At 74.1% G+C, this 15,221-nt stretch carries 15 protein-coding genes; 6 read left to right on the plus strand and 9 right to left on the minus strand.

From position 1 onward, the window contains the following. Both QE401_RS00005 and QE401_RS00010 read left to right on the plus strand, forming a co-directional pair. A partial coding sequence (locus QE401_RS00005; protein WP_307136195.1) for a hypothetical protein occupies window positions 1-703 on the plus strand: 703 nt, incomplete at its 5' end. 4 nt (window positions 704-707) lie between these two features. Next, entirely contained in the window at window positions 708-2,012 is a 1,305-nt protein-coding gene (locus tag QE401_RS00010) for an ATP-grasp domain-containing protein (RefSeq protein WP_307136196.1), read from the plus strand. 16 nt (window positions 2,013-2,028) lie between these two features. On the opposite strand, the gene QE401_RS00015 is transcribed toward QE401_RS00010, so the two are convergent. From QE401_RS00015 to QE401_RS00025, 3 genes are all read right to left on the minus strand, one after another. Continuing rightward, complete coding sequence (locus tag QE401_RS00015; RefSeq protein WP_307136197.1) at window positions 2,029-2,589, minus strand: PadR family transcriptional regulator; 561 nt, start codon at window positions 2,587-2,589, stop codon at window positions 2,029-2,031. Between the two features lie 23 nt (window positions 2,590-2,612). Then, window positions 2,613-2,942 carry a DUF2218 domain-containing protein gene (locus QE401_RS00020; protein ID WP_307136198.1) on the minus strand — a complete coding sequence of 110 codons (330 nt, stop codon included), beginning with the start codon at window positions 2,940-2,942 and terminating at the stop codon, window positions 2,613-2,615. Between the two features lie 81 nt (window positions 2,943-3,023). After that, window positions 3,024-3,938 (minus strand): LysR family transcriptional regulator, encoded by a 915-nt coding sequence (locus QE401_RS00025; protein WP_307136199.1) that lies wholly within the window; start codon window positions 3,936-3,938, stop codon window positions 3,024-3,026. Window positions 3,939-4,054: 116 nt separating this feature from the next. Here QE401_RS00025 and QE401_RS00030 point away from each other — a divergent pair, with 116 nt between their 5' ends. Then, window positions 4,055-4,777: an SDR family oxidoreductase gene (locus tag QE401_RS00030; protein ID WP_307136200.1), complete on the plus strand. Its 723-nt coding sequence runs from the start codon at window positions 4,055-4,057 to the stop codon at window positions 4,775-4,777. 74 nt (window positions 4,778-4,851) lie between these two features. Here the strand turns inward: QE401_RS00030 and QE401_RS00035 are convergent, their stop codons facing one another. Further along, window positions 4,852-5,391 (minus strand): hypothetical protein, encoded by a 540-nt coding sequence (locus QE401_RS00035; RefSeq protein ID WP_307136201.1) that lies wholly within the window; start codon window positions 5,389-5,391, stop codon window positions 4,852-4,854. A gap of 192 nt (window positions 5,392-5,583) precedes the next feature. On the opposite strand from QE401_RS00035, the gene QE401_RS00040 reads away from it, so the two are divergent. Beyond that, window positions 5,584-6,213 carry a hypothetical protein gene (locus QE401_RS00040; protein WP_307136202.1) on the plus strand — a complete coding sequence of 210 codons (630 nt, stop codon included), beginning with the start codon at window positions 5,584-5,586 and terminating at the stop codon, window positions 6,211-6,213. Window positions 6,214-6,458: 245 nt separating this feature from the next. Here the strand turns inward: QE401_RS00040 and QE401_RS00045 are convergent, their stop codons facing one another. After that, complete coding sequence (locus tag QE401_RS00045; protein ID WP_307136203.1) at window positions 6,459-9,107, minus strand: sensor domain-containing phosphodiesterase; 2,649 nt, start codon at window positions 9,105-9,107, stop codon at window positions 6,459-6,461. 236 nt (window positions 9,108-9,343) lie between these two features. Here QE401_RS00045 and QE401_RS00050 point away from each other — a divergent pair, with 236 nt between their 5' ends. Continuing rightward, entirely contained in the window at window positions 9,344-10,000 is a 657-nt protein-coding gene (locus QE401_RS00050; protein ID WP_307136204.1) for an alpha/beta hydrolase, read from the plus strand. 86 nt (window positions 10,001-10,086) lie between these two features. Here QE401_RS00050 and QE401_RS00055 read toward each other — a convergent pair whose 3' ends face one another. From QE401_RS00055 to QE401_RS00065, 3 genes are all read right to left on the minus strand, one after another. Further along, on the minus strand, window positions 10,087-10,644 hold the full coding sequence (locus QE401_RS00055) for a hypothetical protein (protein WP_307136205.1): 558 nt from the start codon (window positions 10,642-10,644) through the stop codon (window positions 10,087-10,089). A gap of 136 nt (window positions 10,645-10,780) precedes the next feature. Continuing rightward, on the minus strand, window positions 10,781-12,172 hold the full coding sequence (locus QE401_RS00060) for a sensor histidine kinase (RefSeq protein WP_307136206.1): 1,392 nt from the start codon (window positions 12,170-12,172) through the stop codon (window positions 10,781-10,783). Further along, complete coding sequence (locus QE401_RS00065; RefSeq protein ID WP_307136207.1) at window positions 12,169-12,858, minus strand: response regulator transcription factor; 690 nt, start codon at window positions 12,856-12,858, stop codon at window positions 12,169-12,171. The genes QE401_RS00060 and QE401_RS00065 overlap by 4 nt, the downstream gene beginning before the upstream one ends. Window positions 12,859-13,187: 329 nt before the next feature. Here QE401_RS00065 and QE401_RS00070 point away from each other — a divergent pair, with 329 nt between their 5' ends. Beyond that, window positions 13,188-14,651 (plus strand): DcaP family trimeric outer membrane transporter, encoded by a 1,464-nt coding sequence (locus tag QE401_RS00070; RefSeq protein WP_307136208.1) that lies wholly within the window; start codon window positions 13,188-13,190, stop codon window positions 14,649-14,651. A gap of 122 nt (window positions 14,652-14,773) precedes the next feature. Here QE401_RS00070 and QE401_RS00075 read toward each other — a convergent pair whose 3' ends face one another. Further along, window positions 14,774-15,214: a YqaA family protein gene (locus QE401_RS00075; protein WP_307136209.1), complete on the minus strand. Its 441-nt coding sequence runs from the start codon at window positions 15,212-15,214 to the stop codon at window positions 14,774-14,776. Window positions 15,215-15,221 lie beyond the last annotated feature (7 nt).

Here is a 15,221-nt window from a genome sequence, read left to right on the forward strand (position 1 = left end):
GCAGCGCATCGCCGCGCATGAGGTCGGCATCAGCCGCGCCGTGCTGCCGCCGCTGCTGGTCGCGCGCCTCACCGAATGGCTGTCGCGCATCGGCCGCTGCTCGCTGCCGAACTACGTGCCGCTGCGGCCGGGCGCGCCGAATGCGCACCGCGTCAATCGCTGGGATGAGCGCTCCTTCGTCAAGGCGAACTACCACCAGTTCTCCTTCCTGCCCTGGAACCAGGATCCGTTCGACCTGTTCCGCCTGACCGCGCCGGTCTTCCGGCTGCGCAACCTGCTGGCCGGGCTGCCGCCGCAGAAATATCTGGGCCGCGCGCCGGAGGAGGGCGCCATCGCCCGGCTGCTGTTCCATTTCTACCCGGCGGGCGAGGGCTGCATGAACCTGCACCAGGACCCGGTCGGGCCGCATCAATGCGCCGTGCCGCTGATGATGCTGTCGCGCTTCGGGCAGGATTACAGCGAGGGCGGGCTGGTGCTGCAGGAGAAGGGCGGCGCGCTGCGCGGCGTCGATGCGGCGCTCGCCCCGGGCGATGTGGTCTGGTTCCACCCGCAGCAGGCGCATGGCATCGAGACGATCGATCCGCAGCGCCCCTGCGACTGGCTGGCCTTTCGCGGCCGCTGGTCGGGCGTCTTCGCGGTGAACAAGCTGCAGGATGCGGCGGGCATCGCCGATGCCGCCGATCTCGGCCGCGCGGGCGGCTGAACGGATGGCGCCGCGCCCGTCGATGCCGCGCCTGCTGGTCCTGGGCGCCGGGCTCGGCCTGGTGCCGCGCATCCGCGCCGCCCGCGCCGCCGGCTTCTTCTGCATCGTCGCCGACGACCTGCCGGTGCCGCATGGTTTCGTGGTGGCCGATGCGGCGCTGCAGGTCAGGCCCGATGATGTCGCGGCGCTGCGCAAGGGGGTCGCGGCCCTGGGCGGGGTGGATGCGGTGCTCGGCACCAATGAGGCGACGGCGCTGGCGGCGGCGCAGCTCGGCCGGGCGCTCGGCCTGCGCGGCGCGGCCGAGCCGGAGATCGTGGCGCAGGGGCTGGACAAGCTGGCGCAGCGCCAGGCCTGGCAGCGCCGGGCGCCGGAATACCACGTGCCGCACCGCCTGCTGCGCGGGCCGGAGGAGCTGCCGGGCCTGGCCGCCGCGCTGGGCGGCTTCCCGCTGGTGCTGAAGCCGCAGCGCAGCACCGGCGGCTCGCGCGGCGTCAGCCTGGTGGAGGGGGAGGCGGGGCTGGCCGAGGCCTATGCCTTCGCCGCCACCAGCGGTCTGCCGGGCAGCGCCGTGCTGGCCGAGGCGGCGCTGCCGGGGCCGCAATTCAGCTGCGAGACGCTGCTGCGCGACGGCGTCGCCCATTGCGTCGCGGTCGGACGCAAGGTGAAGTCGCCGCCGCCGGCGCGGGTCGATCTGGCCGTGGTCTATGATCGCGACGCCGATCAGTGGCGGGCGGAGGCCGCGCGCATGGTGGGCGCGCTCTGCGCCGCGCTCGGCTTCCGCGATGGCGCCACCCACACCGAATTCGCCGCCACGCCCGCGGGGCTGCGGCCGATCGAGCTGGCGATGCGCTGCGGCGGCGGGCTGACGCCGGACCTGGCCGGCCGCGTCGGGGGCGTGGACCCCTTCCTGGCCGAGGCGCGCCGCGCCTGCTCCCTGCCCGAGACCCTGCCGCCGCCGGCCGCGCCGATCGCGGCGGAGGCCTGTTTCCGCTTCCTGCTCTTCCCGCCCGGCCAGGCGCTGCGGGCGGAGATCCCCGAGGGGCTGCGGCAGGAGCAGGGGGTGGTCGCGGCGGAGATCTTCCTGGCCGGGGATGGCCGCATCGCGCCGCTGCGCTGGACCTCGCAGCGCAGCGGCTGGATCGGCCTGGCGCAGCCGCCGGAGGCCAGCCCCGGCGTGGTGGCGCGCAGCGAGGCGCTGGCGGCGCGCCTGCGGCTGCACTACGCCGATGGCAGCGCGCATCCGCCGCTGCCCTGCGGCGCGGCGGCGGCCGGCCCGGCCGAGCCCGCCCGGCACCATCCGGCGGCCTGAGCGCCGGCGGCCGGCCTCAGCTGCGCTCCACCGCCAGGGCGGCGGCATCGATGGCCGCGGCGATGGCCTGGGCGGCCTCCGGCGCCACGGCCCGGCCGCGCAGCCGCAGGCGCAGCGCCAGCTTCAGATTCTCCATGGCGCGCAGCACCGGGTCGGGGATGCCCGCCGGCGGGCCGCCGCCGCCGCGCGCCAGCAGCGCCGTGGCGGCCGCGGCATTGGCCTGCAGGAAGGCCTCGCCCTCGGCGGTCAGGCGGTAGCGCTTGCGGCCGGCCTCGGCCGGTTCGGGGCGCGCATAGCCCATGTCGTCCAGCCAGGCGAGGGTCGGGTAGATCACCCCCGGGCTCGGCGAATAGGCGCCGGCGAAGCGCTCCTCGACCGCCTTGATCAGCTCATAGCCATGGCGCGGCTGCTCGCCGATCATCGCCAGCAGCAGCAGGCGCAGCTCGCCATAATCGAACAGCCGGCGGCCATGCCGGCGATCGACATGGCCATGGCGATGCCCATGACGATGCTCGCGGCCGGGCGCGCCGTCGCCGCCGCAGGGCGGTGCCTCGGGGTGGTGGTGGCGGTGCCGCATCGGGGTGCCTCCTGCCGCCGGGCTCAGCCGGCGGCGCCATCCTGCCAGTCGAAGCGCAGCGGCGCCTCGCGGAAGGCGAAGCGCTCCAGATGCCGCTCCACCGCGCCCTGCAGCGCGGCGAGCTGTCCCTCCGCGCTGGCCTCCAGCGCGCAATGCAGCCCGTCCGGCGCGGCGCGCAGCTGCAGCACCGCCTCGCCCGGCCAGTCGGCGCCGCGCGCGTCGCGCGGGAAGACGACACGGCCCTGCTCGGGGGTGAAGTCGACGGCCAGGCTGTGGGCCCAGTGCTTGCAGAGCTGCTGCAGATAGCGGCCGGCCTGGGCGGTGGGCAGCGTGGCGTGGCTGTGGAGGGGCATGGCGCATCCTGTCTCGAAGGGGAGGGGGGCCGGCCGGGCCGGGCCTCCGCCGCGTTCAGATGCATCTCGATATATCGGAATTCAAGGGCCGGTGCCGTGCCCGCCGCGCCCCTGCTGCCGCAGATGGTCGATCAGCGCGCGCAGCTTGGGGGCGAGGTTGCGGCGGCTCGGGAAGTACAGGAAGAAGCCGGGGAAGCTCGGGCAGTATTCGGCCAGCAGCGGCACCAGCTCGCCGCGCTCGATCCAGGGCCGGAAACTGTCCTCCATGCCGAAGGTGATGCCCTGGCCGGCGCAGGCCAGGCGGATCATCAGCTGCATGTCGTTGGTGGTGACATAGGGCGCCACCTCGACATCGAATTCCTCGCCATCCTCGCCGAATTCCCAGCGATAGGGCGGCAGATCGGGCGCCGGGCGCCAGCCGATGCAGCGATGCGCCGGCAGCTCGCGCGGATGCGCGGGTTTGCCCTGGCGCGCCAGATAGGCGGGGGCGGCGACCGCCAGCTGGCGCTGCGGCGTGGCCACCGGCACGGCGATCATGTCCTGCGCGATCACCTCGCCCAGCCGCACCCCGGCATCATAGCCCTCGGCCACGATGTCGAATTCCTCGTCGGTGACGGTGACGTCGAGGCGGATCTCCGGATGCGCCTCCAGGAAGGCGCCGAGCAGCGGGCCCGAGAGAAAACTCTCGGCGATCGAGGATACGGCCAGCCGCAGCAGGCCGGAGGGGCGGCCGCGCAGCGCGCCCGCGGCCTCCGCCGCCTGGCCGATCTCCGCCAGCCCGGCGGCGACGCCGGCATGGAAGCGCGCACCCGCCTCGGTCAGGCTGACGCTGCGGGTGGTGCGCAGCAGCAGGGCGATGCCGAGCTGCGCCTCCAGCTTGCGCATGGTCTGGCTGACCGCCGAGCGGGTGACGCCGAGCCGGTCGGCGGCGGCGCGGAAGCTGCGGGTCTCGGCCACCGCCGCGAAGACGGTGAGGGCGTTGAGGTCAAGGCTCATTGTCAAGCGAGGCTAACCGCTTCGGTCAGCAATGGGCAAGTTCTCTGGACGGCACGGCCTGGCTACCTCCTGACCAGCGCCGGCCTCCGCCGGCCAGCCAGGAGAGGAGCTTTCCCATGGACAAGGTCGTTCTGATCACCGGCGCTTCCAGCGGCATCGGCGCCGCCATCGCCCGCGAACTGGCCACCGCCGGCGCGAAGCTGCTGCTGGGCGCGCGCCGCACCGACCGGCTGGAGGCGCTGGCCGAGGAGCTGAATGCCGCCGGCGGCACGGTGCGGGTCCGGCGCCTCGACGTCACCGACCGCGCCGATATGGCGGCCTTCGCCGACACGGCGCTCGGCGCATGGGGCCGCATCGACGTGATGGTGAACAATGCCGGAATCATGCCGCTCTCGCCCATGGCCTCCCTGAAGCTCGACGAGTGGGAGCGCATGGTGGATGTCAACATCAAGGGCGTGCTCTGGGGCATCGCCGCCGTGCTGCCCGTGATGCAGCGCCAGGGGCAGGGGCATGTCGTCAACATCGCCTCGATCGGCGCGCTCAGCGTCTCGCCCACCGCGGCGGTGTATTGCGCGACGAAATACGCGGTGCGCGCCATTTCCGACGGGCTGCGGCAGGAGAGCCAGGCGCTGCGCGTCACCTGCATCCATCCCGGCGTGGTGGAGAGCGAGCTGGCCGACACCATCACCGACGCCGCGGCGGCGTCGCTGATGCGCGACTACCGCGCCATCGCGCTGAAGCCGGACGCCATCGCCCGCGCCGTGCGCTACGCCATCGAGCAGCCGGGCGATGTCGACGTCAACGAGATCGTCGTGCGCCCGACCGCCGCGGCGCACTGACCACGCGCCTCCAGGCGCCGGAGGCGGGGCGGGGGCCTGGGCGCCCGCCCCGCCCGCACTTCGGGGCGCGCCCTTCAGCGCGGACCGCAGCCCGCTTCCAGCGCCGCGACACCCGGCTGCGCGCCGGAGAGCGGGATGCTCTCGGTCTGGCCCTCCAGCGTCACGCGCAGGGTCTGGCCGCGCAGGATGCGCAGCAGCGCCGCATCCAGCGGCAGGTCGCCGGCCAGCACGATCTGGTCGTCCAGCTCCTCCTGCTGCGCCGGCAGGCGCAGGCCGAGGCGCCCACCCTCGGAAGCCAGTTCCAGCCCCGCGGTCGTGCCGGCGCGCACCCGGTCGCGATCATCGACATAGCGCAGCGACAGGCGGCGCCGCGCGGTGTCGCAGACCAGCAGCAGGCTCTGCTCGCTGCTCTCGGGAACCTCATAGGCCAGATAGAGGCGGCCCTCGCCCTGGCGCTGCTCCCAGCGCATCGCCTGCGCCGCGGCCGGTGTCGCCGTGGCGAGCAGCGCCAGCCCTGCGGCCATGCCCAGCGCGCGCAGCATCGCGCCCCGCTGCGCCGCGCCGCGCGACTCCCCGCTGCGCGCATTGCCCGACATGCCTGTCTCCATCGTCATCCTGCGCAAGCCATCCCGCCGGCGCCGCATCGCGGCAAGCGGGGCGCGCGGAACATTCGCGTGAGAGCGGCATGGCGACGACAACGCTGAGCGGGATGTGAGCGTCTCTCTCCCGATCGTGCGCAGCCCGGCTCTGGATGCGGCGACGCCGGCGGCGCAGTGAAGCGCCGTCACTTCTATTTCGGAGGAATCATGACCCGTCTCCTGGCCACCGCGACCGTCCTGGCGCTCGGCGCGGCGCCGCTCTTCGTCACCGCCGCCGAGGCGCAGCCCACCAATCTGCGGCCGACCCGCGACGTCACCGTCGCCTACCGCATGAGCATGGCCGGCGCGCCGCCGCAGGAGATGCAGATGGCCTTCTCCCCCAGCACGGGCAAGCAGCGCGTCGACATGCCGGGCAATGCCGGCTGGATGCTGCTCGACCGCCAGGCCAACACGGCGACCATGGTGATGGAGGCGCAGCGCGCCACCATGGCGATGCCGCCGGCGACGGTTGCCGCCATGACGCAGGAAGCCCCTCCGGGCGCGACCTTCACCCGCAAGGCGACGGCGACGGTCGCCGGCCAGTCCTGCACCGAGTGGGAGATGGTGGCGGGCCAGGTGCGCGGCACCTCCTGCTTCACCGATGACGGCGTGCTGCTGCGCTCGGTCGGCACCGGGCCGAACGGCGCCTCGGTGACGATGGAGGCGACGCAGGTGACCTATGGCACCGTCGACCCGGCCAAGCTGACCCTGCCCACCGGCTACACCGCCATGCCGGCGCCGGGCCAGGCCCCGGCCGCGCCGGGTGGCGCGGCCCCGGGCGCGCGCCCGGCCCGCTGAGGCCTTTCGGCAGGCGCGGCCGCTCCCCCGCGGGGCGGCCCCACCCTGCCGGCGTCGCGCGGCGGGCCTTGCCGCCGGCCGCGCATCCCCGCCCAGCCTCGAGCCGGCTGGCGGGGAAGGCGGCTGTCCAGGCGATCAGGCCTGCCGGCAGCGGGCGCCCGGCAGGGGCACCGGGGGAGCGGCTGGCACTGTCGGCATGCTGCCTTCCGCATAATCTATCTTATGTAAAATAAGCCCCGGGACGCTCAGTCCGCGGCCACCGGTGGCGCCGCATCCGCCGCCCCCTCCAGCCGCGCCAGCGCCTCGGCCCGCTCCGCCGCATAGCGCTGCAGATAGGCCTCGATCGCCCCGGGCGGCATCGGCCGGCCCAGCAGGAAGCCCTGCACCTGGCCGCAGCCCTGGCGGGTCAGCCAGTCCAGCTGCTCCTGACTCTCCACCCCCTCCGCCGTGGTGCCGATGCCGAGCGCGCGCGCCAGGCCCAGGATCGAGGTGACGATCTTCTGGCTGTCGTCGCGCTCGATCAGCCGGCGCACGAAGACCTGGTCGATCTTCAGCTTGTGGAAGGGAAAGCGCTGCAGATAGCTCAGCGAGGCATAGCCGGTGCCGAAATCATCCAGCACCACCATCACGCCGAGGTCGCGCAGCGCGTGCAGCACGGCGAGATTCGCCTCGCTGTCCTGCAGCAGCACGGATTCGGTGATCTCGAGCTTCAGCCGCCCCGGCGCCAGCCCGCTCTGCCACAGCGCCTTCTGCACCGTCTCCACCAGCCCCGGGCTGCGGAACTGCGCCGGGGAGAGGTTGACGGCGACGCGCATCGCCTCCGGCCAGCTCGCCGCCGTGGCGCAGGCGCTGCGCAGCGCCCAGGCGCCCATGGCGACGATCAGCCCGCTCTCCTCGGCCACCGGGATGAACTCGGCCGGGGAGACGGCGCCGCAGCGCGGATGCTGCCAGCGCATCAGCGCCTCGAAGCCGGCAACGCGGCGCGAGGGCAGGTCGATCAGCGGCTGGTAGACCAGCGAGAATTCGGAGCGCAGCATCGCCTCGCGCAGATCCTGGCGCAGCCGCTGGCGCTGCTCCATGCGCTGCAGCATGACGGAGGTGAAGCGGCGGATGCCGCCGCGCCCTTCCTCGCGCGCCCGGTGCATGGCGATGCTGGCGGCCTGCAGCAGCGCATCCGCGCCCCCGCCATGCCGCGGCGCCAGGGCGATGCCGATGCTCAGGCCCAGCACCGCCACGCTGCCCTCGACGAAGAAGGGCTGGGCGATGGCGCGCAGCACCGCCTCGGCGCGCTGCTCCGCCGCCTCGCCCTCCACCGGGCCGGGCAGCAGCAGGGCGAAATCCTCGCCGCCCAGATAGGCCACCACCTCGCCCGGCGCGCCGCCCTCGCGCAGGCGCTGCGCCACCTGGCGCAGCAGCGCCTCGCCGGTGGCAGGCCCCAGCGTGCCGGCGGCGATGCGGAACTCCTCCAGGCCGAGATACAGCCAGGCGCCATGGCCACCCCCCTCGGCATCCGGCGCGCGGCAGCGCTGGCGCAGGAAGGCGCGGTTGGGCAGGCCGGTCAGCCCGTCATGCAGCGCCTGGTGCAGCAGGCGCTGCTGCGCCTCGGCGCGCTCCTGCTCCAGCCGGCGCTGCTCGCTGATGTCGCGCAGGAACAGCGACGTGCCCTGCGGCGTCGGGAAGGCATGCACCTCGAACCAGCGGCCCTGGCGCGGGCTGTACCAGTCGAAGCGCGCGGCTTGGCCGAGCGCGCGGCCGCGCAGCAGCTGGCGCTGCAGCTCGCTGTTCTGCAGCTCCGGCAGCGCCTCCCACACCACCCGGCCGAGTGCTGCGCGATAGGCCGGCACGCGCAGCAGCGGGCCGTTCAGATAGGTCACGCGCCAGTCGAGATCGAGAAAGGCGACCCGGTCGGTCGTGCTCTCCAGCACGGTGTCCAGCCGGTCGCGCATCTCGGCCGCCGAAGCCTCGGCCAGGCGGCGCTCATGCACATCCTCGATGGTGCCGTACCAGCGCAGGATGCGCCCGGCCGCGTCGCGCCGCGGCGCGGCGCGGCTGCGCATCCAGCGCAGCGCGCCATCGGCGCCCTGCAGCGGGAATTCGCTGTCGAGCGGCTCGCCACTGGCCATCGCCCGGCCGAAGGCGGCCTCCGCCGCCTCGCGCTCGGCGGGCGGCACCCAGCGCAGCCAGCCGCGGCCGCGCAGCGCCTCGGCCGGCTGGCCGAGCCAGGCCAGCAGCCCGGGCCCGACCTCGAGGATGCTGCCCTCGGGATCGGCGGTCCAGGGCGCCTGCGGCGCCAGCGTCGTGGCCCAGCGCTGGTTCTCCTGCGTCTCCTGCCAGCTCGCCGCCGCCTGCTCCATGCGGAACACGGCGCCGAGGCCGAAGGCCAGGTCGCGCAGCGTGTCGAGCTGGGCCTGCGACAGGCGGCGCGGCTGGCGGTCGAGCACGCAGAGCGTGCCCATCGGCCGGCCTTCATAGTCGAGCACGGGAATGCCGGCATAGAAGCGGATCGCCTCGCTGCCGGTGACCAGCGGGTTGGCGGCGAAGCGCGGGTCGCGCGTCGCGTCCTCGACGATCAGCGGCTGGCCGGGCTGCAGCAGCGCATGGGCGCAGAAGGCGATGCTGCGCGGCGTGCCGTCGCCCTGGCGGAAGCCCTGGGCGGATTTGAACCATTGCCGGTAGCGGTCGACCAGGGTGAACAGCGCGATCGGCACGTCGAGCAGCCGCGCCGCCAGCCGGGTGAAGGTGTCGAACCGCGCATCCGCCTCGGTGTCGAGCAGGCCGGAGCAGTAGAGGGAGTGCAGCCGCGCCTCCTCATCCGGCGGCAGCGGCGCCGACAGCGCGGCGTAGCGGTCCGTCTCCGGCGGGCGGATGCCCGGCTCGCCCGCAACCTCGTCCATCAGCTGGTCCCTTCGCGCTGCGCGGCCGACCGCGCCTTATGGGCGGCGGGGATGAACAGCTTCTTACCACGAACCGGTCACACACCGGCCCGCCATGCTAGGCGATCGCCGCGCCGGCGGCATCCGCGGATTGGCCGCTGCAGACCCGGCGCCGGCGCGGCCCTGGCGCCACCCCGCGCGGGGCGCCATGATCGCCGGCCAACCGCCCCAGAGTCCGCCCGAGCCTGCCAGAGACCATGCCCCTGCCCCGCCCCGAGACCCGCCTGATCGACGGCCCCGCCGGCCGCCTGCAGCTGACCCTGAACCACCCGGCGGAAGGGGTGGCGCCGCGCGGCCTGGTGCTGGTCAGCCATCCGCAGCCGCTGCTCGGCGGCTCGCCGCGCCACATCGTGCCGCACAGCGCGGCGCGCCGCCTGGCCGAGGCCGGCTGGATCGCGGTGCGGCCGAGCTTCCGCGGCGTCGACGGCTCCGAGGGCGAGTATGCCGAGGGCATCGGCGAGGCGGAGGATGCCGCCGCCATCGCCGCGCTGCTGCGCGCCGAGCATCCCGGGCTGCCGCTCGGCCTGCTCGGCTTCTCCTTCGGCGCGCATGTCTATGCCCGGCTGGCCTGCCGGCTGGAGGCGGAGGGCGCGCCGGCCCGCGGCATCGTGCTGATGGGGCTGCCGGTCGGTGTGGTGCCGGGCGGGCGCGACTATCCGGCGCTGCCGATCCCGCCCCGCACCCTGCTGCTGCATGGCGAGGAGGATGCGATGGCGCCGCTGCCCTCGCTGCTGGGCTGGGGCCGGGCGACGCAGCATCCGGTGGTGGTGTTCCCCGGCGCCGACCATTTCCTCAAGGGCTGCCTGGACCGCGCGCTGGATCTGGCGCTGGCGCATCTGGCCGCGGCGGCCTGACGCGGTTCAGCCGGCGCGCGGCAGCGCCGCCCCCGGCGACGCGCCCGGCCGCCGGGCGCCCCCCCCTCGCCCCGTCCCGGCCGGCCTCAGCTCACCTTCTGGATGACGCTCTGGAGGGATTGCTGGATGGTCTGCATGGTCTGGTTCATCAGCTCCGTCGCCTGGCCGAAACTGTTCATCTGCTGCTGCAGCTTCAGCATGTCGTGCTGCGACATCTGCTGCATGCCGTCCATCGTGTCCTTGATCGCCTGCACCGTCTGCGACACCTCGCTCTGGCTCAGGCTGCCATTGCCATCGCCGTCCAGGGTGATGTCGTGCTGCTGCAGCCAGGCGGCGACATCCTGCTGCTGCCCGGCATGGTCGGTGAACTGGCCGAAGCCCTCGGCCCCCGGCGCGTCGCCGCGCAGCACGCCCAGCACCGTGTTGAAGTCCCGCAGCAGGTCGTTGCGGTCCCGCATCTCCTGCAATTGCTGCTGGAGGGCGCTGTCGAGGCCGGGGGCCTGCTGGCCGATCAGCGCCTCATAGCCGCCCTCCGGCAGGCTGCCGAAGCCCTGCGTGACCCCCGCCCCGGCGCCGCCGCTGACCCTGTCCAGCGCCGCCTCGTCGAGCCGCTGCAGGCCGGCCTTGTCCTGGTTCTGCGCCATGCTGTCCTCCCGCTTCGCCCAGGGCATGCGGGCCGGGGCATGCCGGGCAGGATAGGGGCGGACGGAACGCCGCCGCAACCAGCGCCCCGGCGGGGGGCGGGCCCGGCCGGACAATCCGGGGTGAGGCCGGGCGGCCTCAGCCGGCGGCGCCCGGCCGCAGCACGGGGATGACCAGGCGGAAGGCGGCGCCGCCCAGCCGCGAGGCGCCGACCGAGACGCCGCCGCCATGCAGCACCGCCGCGCGCTGCACGATGGCCAGCCCAAGCCCGGCGCCGCCGCGCCGCCGGTCGGCCCGCCGCCGGCTGCGCCAGAAGCGGCGGAACACCAGCTGCCGCTCATGCTCCGGCACGCCGGGGCCGGCATCCTCGACCAGCACGCTGCCATCCTCGCCCACCGTCACCTCCACCGCGCTGCCCGGCGGCGCATGGCCGATGGCATTCTCCAGCAGGTTGGCGATGGCCTGGGACAGCGCCTCCTCCTCGGCCAGCACGGGCACCGCGGCGGCGGGCTGGCGGGTGCGCAGCGCCACGCCGCGCAGCGCCGCCATCGGCCGCAGCAGCGTCGCCAGGTCGTCGGTCAGCGCCCGCAGGTCCAGCCGCGTGTCCGGCCGCAGCCCGGGCGCGTCCAGCGCGGCGATGGCCAGCAGCTGGCCGACCAGCCGCTCCAGCACGGCGAGGTCCTTCTCCAGCGCCGCGGCGGCGCCGCGATCGGCCATCAGGTCGATATGCGCCTGCAGCACGGCCAGCGGCGTGCGCAGCTCATGCGCCGCATCGGCCACGAATTCGCGCTGCTCGGCCTGGCCGGCCTCGATGCGCTCCAGCGCCCGGTTCATGCCGCGCACCAGCGGCACCAGCTCGCTCGGCACCGCCGCCTCGCTCAGCCGCTCGCCGGGCGCGTCGGCGGAGATGCGGCTGGCCTCGGCGGCCAGCAGCGTCAGCGGCTGCTTGACCCGGCGCAGCATCCACAGCGTGGCGCAGCCCAGCGCCAGGAAGACCGGCAGCACCACCCAGGCGACGTCGCGCAGGAAGCCGGAGGCGGCATCGTCGAGCAGCACGTCGGGGTGGCGCAGATCCTCGGCCACCTGGATCGACAGCGACCAGCCATCGAGCCGCACCGGCAGCGCCAGGCCGCGCCATTCGCGCCCGTCGCGCTCCAGGGTGAAGGGAAGCGGCACGCCGCGGCGGCCGGGCGGCGCGGCGGAGGGGATCAGCAGCGGCGTGTCGGTGTTGCTGCCGAGCAGGTAGTCGCCATGCTGGTCGACCACCGCATAGGCGGCGCGGCCATAGAGGCTGGAGAAGGCGGCGGCGATGTCGGGCGGCAGGCTGAGCCGCCAGCCGCGCTCGGGCGCGTAGGTCAGGTGGCGGGCGATGCTCTGCGCCCGCTGGGTCAGGGCGCGGCTCTCCAGCTGGCGCATCGCCTGGTCGTTGCGCAGCGCCAGCAGCCCGACCAGCAGCAGCGCCGCGGCCAGCAGCGCCGCCAGGAAGGCCAGGGTGGCGCCGGCCGCCAGCGAGCCGGGGCGGCCCCTCACGCCGCCTGGTCCTGGCTGACCTCGACGAGCCGGTAGCCGAGGCCGCGCTCGGCGCGGATGCCGAGGCCGGTGCCGAGCTCGGCCAGGCGGCGGCGCAGGCGGGAGACATGCACCTCCACCGCATTGCCGCCGATCTCGCGGCCGAGCCCGCCCAGGCTCTCCTCCAGATAGGGTTTGCTGACCAGCCGGTGCCGGGCGCGCAGCAGCAGCTCCAGCACCATCATCTCGCGCCGCGGTAGCGGTTGCACCACGCCATCGACGCTGAAGCTGCGCTCGGCCGGCGCCAGGGCGATACGGCCCATGCGCAGCTCGGTCTCGGCCGGGCGGTCGGCGCGGCGGCAGGCGGCGGCGATGCGCGCCACCATCTCCTCCAGCGCGAAGGGCTTGACCAGATAATCATCGGCGCCGGCATTCAGCCCCTTCACCCGGTCGGAGAGGCGGCCGCGCGCGGTCAGGATCAGGATCGGCAGGCCGCGATCGCGCTGGCGGATCGCCTGCAGCAGCGCCATGCCATCGCCATCCGGCAGGCCGAGATCCAGCACCAGCGCATGATAGCGGAAGGATTTCAGCGCCAGATCAGTCTCCTCGGCGCTCGCGACAGTATCGACCGACCAGCCCAGCTGACGAAGCCCGCGGCTCAGCAGATCAGACAGCCTGGCATCGTCCTCGGTCAGCAGAATGCGCATCTGAAACCTGTCCTGTCCTGGCGCGTTTAGTTGACGCCTATCTCTCACGCAATGCGGAAAACTGTTCCGGCTGTCAGCTTCATGCAAGCTTGGCGGATGAGAACCGTCCTGCCGCCACGGCAAGGCTCGCAAGGGCCAAGGCAGGACCAGGGCGGGCGGGGCGTCCGCGCATGCGCCCCGCCATCCCGCCGCGCCTCCCGCCCCCCGGGAGCCTCCCCCTGCCCCCTTCGCAGCCTGGCCGGCGGCCTGTCGCAACGCCCTGCGGCAGCGCCCTTCCGCCTGCCGCCCCGCGCAGCCCTGCGCCACGGGCCCGTTTCCGGAGAGACTGCGTGTCCCAAACGCCTGCTTCGCGCCGTGGCGCGACCCTTCGCCATGGCCTGCTCGGCGGCGCGGCGCTGGCCGCTGCCCTCGCCTTCGCCCAAGCCGCCGCCGCGCAGGGCACCGCCGGCCTGCGCCAGGAGATCGACGCGCTGCAGCGCCGGCTCGCCACGATCGAGGCGCAGCAGCAGCGTGACGCCGCCGCCGCCGCCGAGGCGCGCGCCGCCCAGCAGCAGATCGCGGAGCGCCTGTCGCAGCAGAGCGACCTGACCGGCAGCTTCCCGCGCTCGGTGCGCATCCCCGGCACCGAGACCTCGGTGCGGCTCTACGGCTTCGTGCGGCTGACCGGCTCGCGCGATGTCGAGGGCCGCAACCGCTCCGACGTGCAATCCGCCAACACCGTGCCGCTCTCCCGCGGTCCGGCGGCGCGCCAGGGCGGCGATTTCCAGTTCGGCGCCCGCCGCTCGCGCCTCGGCGTCGAGACCCGCACCAACACCGCGCATGGCGTCGCCCGCAGCGTGCTGGAGATGGATTTCGCCGGCGCCCAGTCCAGCGCCAGCACCGCCAGCCAGAACAACTGGATCCCGCGCCTGCGCCACGCCTATGTCGAGTTCGCGGGCTTCACACTGGGCCAGACCACCACGCTGTTCGGCGACACGGTGAATGGCGAGTTCCTCGACAGCTTCAGCTTCCTGGGCCTCGGCGGCCCGCGCCAGGCGCAGCTCCGCTACACCGCGCCGCTCGGCGGCAGGGCGAGCTTCGCCATCGGCCTCGAGAACCCGCTGAGCGACTTCACCTACAATGCCGGCGCCCGCCTGCCCGACACCGACGGCACCGTGCCCTCGGTCACCGTCAACCGCCTGCCGGACCTGACGGCGCGGCTGATGACGACGGGGTCCTGGGGCCATTTCGCGCTGCAGGGGCTGCTGCGCCGCATCGACTACACCAACAAGGGCAGCACCACCGTCGAGGAGCGCTTCTCCGACGAGGCCTGGGGCTTCGGCGTGTCGCTGAACGCCTCGGTCAACACCCTGGGCAAGAGCCGCGCCTTCGGCCGTGTCTCCTATGGCGAGGGGGTCGGCCGCTATCTCGACATCCTGGGCTCCGGCGCCACCAGCGATGTGGGCCTGCCCGGCATCGATGCGCGCAACGCCTCGCTCGACCTGGTGAAGGTCTCGGTGGGCACGCTCGGCTACCAGCATTTCTGGGCGCCGACGCTGCGCAGCACGGTGGCCGGCGGCCTCGCCCGGCTCAGCTATCCGAGCTACGCCAGGGAGTTCTCGGCCGGCACGCAGAATCTGCAGAACCGCACGCTGGGCCAGGTGATCGCCAATCTGGTCTGGTCGCCGATCCCCGATCTCGATGTCGGCGCCGAATACAATTACGCTGAGCGCTCGCTGCTCTCGCGCGGCGCCGAGGGCGCGCAGCGCGGCATCGGCCAGCGTGTGCTGGCCACCGCGACCTACCGCTTCTGACCGGTCGCGCCGGCGGCGGGACCCTTCACCCTTCCCCGCCGCCGGTGCCCCGGGGTCCGCTCTGCCGGGCGGACCCCATGGGAGAGGGCGCCCCTGCCCCACGGGGGCGCCCCTCCTTGCCTTCAGCCGGACCAGCCCAGCACCAGCGCCGCCAGCACCAGATAGCGGCCGAGCTTGGCGATCGTCACCAGCGCCAGGAAGACGGGGAAGGGCTCGCGCAGCACCCCGGCCACCAGGGTCAGCGGATCGCCCACCACCGGCAGCCAGCTGAGAAGCAGACTCCAGCGGCCCCAGCGGCGGTACCAGGCCTTGGCCTTCTCCAGCGACGCCGGCCCGACCGGGAACCAGCGCCGCCCGGAGAACCGCTCCAGCGAGCGGCCGAGCAGCCAGTTCACCACCGAGCCCAGCACATTGCCCGAAGCGGCGCTCAGGATCAGCAGCGCGGCCTCATAGCGGCCGGAGAGCAGCAGCCCGGCCAGCAGCGCCTCGGACTGCGCCGGCAGCAGGGTGGCGGCGGCGAAGGCGGCCAGGAACAGCCCGGCACAGGCGGCGAGCGCCTCCAAGCCCGGC

This window comes from Pseudoroseomonas cervicalis, from assembly GCF_030818485.1.
Taxonomy (GTDB): domain Bacteria; phylum Pseudomonadota; class Alphaproteobacteria; order Acetobacterales; family Acetobacteraceae; genus Pseudoroseomonas; species Pseudoroseomonas cervicalis_A.

What these genes read in the sequence shown, in the direction of transcription:
- QE401_RS00035 (WP_307136201.1), bottom strand. Translation starts at nt 5,391, where the DNA reads ATGACGATGGAGACAGGCATGTCGGGCAATGCGCGCAGCGGGGAGTCG.
- QE401_RS00055 (WP_307136205.1), bottom strand. Translation starts at nt 10,644, where the DNA reads ATGGCGCAGAACCAGGACAAGGCCGGCCTGCAGCGGCTCGACGAGGCG.
- QE401_RS00020 (WP_307136198.1), bottom strand. Translation starts at nt 2,942, where the DNA reads ATGCCCCTCCACAGCCACGCCACGCTGCCCACCGCCCAGGCCGGCCGC.
- QE401_RS00025 (WP_307136199.1), bottom strand. Translation starts at nt 3,938, where the DNA reads ATGAGCCTTGACCTCAACGCCCTCACCGTCTTCGCGGCGGTGGCCGAG.
- QE401_RS00050 (WP_307136204.1), top strand. Translation starts at nt 9,344, where the DNA reads ATGCCCCTGCCCCGCCCCGAGACCCGCCTGATCGACGGCCCCGCCGGC.
- QE401_RS00065 (WP_307136207.1), bottom strand. Translation starts at nt 12,858, where the DNA reads ATGCGCATTCTGCTGACCGAGGACGATGCCAGGCTGTCTGATCTGCTG.
- QE401_RS00030 (WP_307136200.1), top strand. Translation starts at nt 4,055, where the DNA reads ATGGACAAGGTCGTTCTGATCACCGGCGCTTCCAGCGGCATCGGCGCC.
- QE401_RS00010 (WP_307136196.1), top strand. Translation starts at nt 708, where the DNA reads ATGGCGCCGCGCCCGTCGATGCCGCGCCTGCTGGTCCTGGGCGCCGGG.
- QE401_RS00040 (WP_307136202.1), top strand. Translation starts at nt 5,584, where the DNA reads ATGACCCGTCTCCTGGCCACCGCGACCGTCCTGGCGCTCGGCGCGGCG.
- QE401_RS00045 (WP_307136203.1), bottom strand. Translation starts at nt 9,107, where the DNA reads ATGGACGAGGTTGCGGGCGAGCCGGGCATCCGCCCGCCGGAGACGGAC.
- QE401_RS00015 (WP_307136197.1), bottom strand. Translation starts at nt 2,589, where the DNA reads ATGCGGCACCGCCACCACCACCCCGAGGCACCGCCCTGCGGCGGCGAC.